Origin of the sequence: Neptuniibacter sp. UBA6509, assembly GCA_002435145.1 — a bacterium.
Classification (GTDB): Bacteria; Pseudomonadota; Gammaproteobacteria; order Pseudomonadales; family Balneatricaceae; genus Neptuniibacter.
This window is the reverse complement of the sequence record DJLT01000025.1, coordinates 1-618: the sequence shown is the minus strand read 5'-3', so window position 1 is coordinate 618 and position 618 is coordinate 1. Positions and strand designations below refer to the sequence as shown.

Annotated in this window: 1 protein-coding gene; it reads right to left on the bottom strand. The window is 39.2% G+C overall.

All coding sequences use genetic code 11. From position 1 onward, the window contains the following. On the bottom strand, positions 1–442 hold a 442-nt coding region (locus tag B4K11_RS03410; protein WP_292959234.1), incomplete at its 3' end, for a substrate-binding periplasmic protein. Between the last annotated feature and the right edge of the window lie 176 nt (positions 443–618).

The window sequence follows — 618 nt, the reverse complement described above, 5'->3', positions numbered from 1 at the left end:
TTGCATACTCATCAAACTCCTGACCGAAACTGTTATTAATAACCGTCAATCCCTTCAAACCTAGGAGATCCTTTCTCGATTCATAGGTCATAGCAGATTCTGCATTACGCCAAACAACACTCTGAGTATTTAAAAATGCAGGATAAACATAATCCATATACTGAATACGAGGAACTGTATAAAACGCACCAGCCATTAAATCAATTCGACCAGATTTAAGCATCTCTTGGGCTCTTGCCCACGAACCAACATCTTGTAATTCTATAACAACCCCTAAGCGACGCCCAATCTCACCCATTATCGCTCTATTTGCTCCAAGCAGTTCCTTACCTCCATCTCCCTTACGCCACAGATAAGGTGGGTACTCAGCATTTCCTGTTGCCGTTAACACCTTACACTCATCAGCTTTAGCGCCTGTCATAGGCAAGGTCAAAACCAACATAAATATTACTATCTGTGAAATCTTTGAGCTTGAAAACATATCTGTGCACTTCAGTTTATTAGACACCTTTTAAAAGTAGCATAGCTTCAGAGTATTTAAACTTCACTATGTAAAGAATCGATCTTTTTCTTAGCCTAATCATTAATCAGCACTCTATTATCAGATAGATCTTTCCC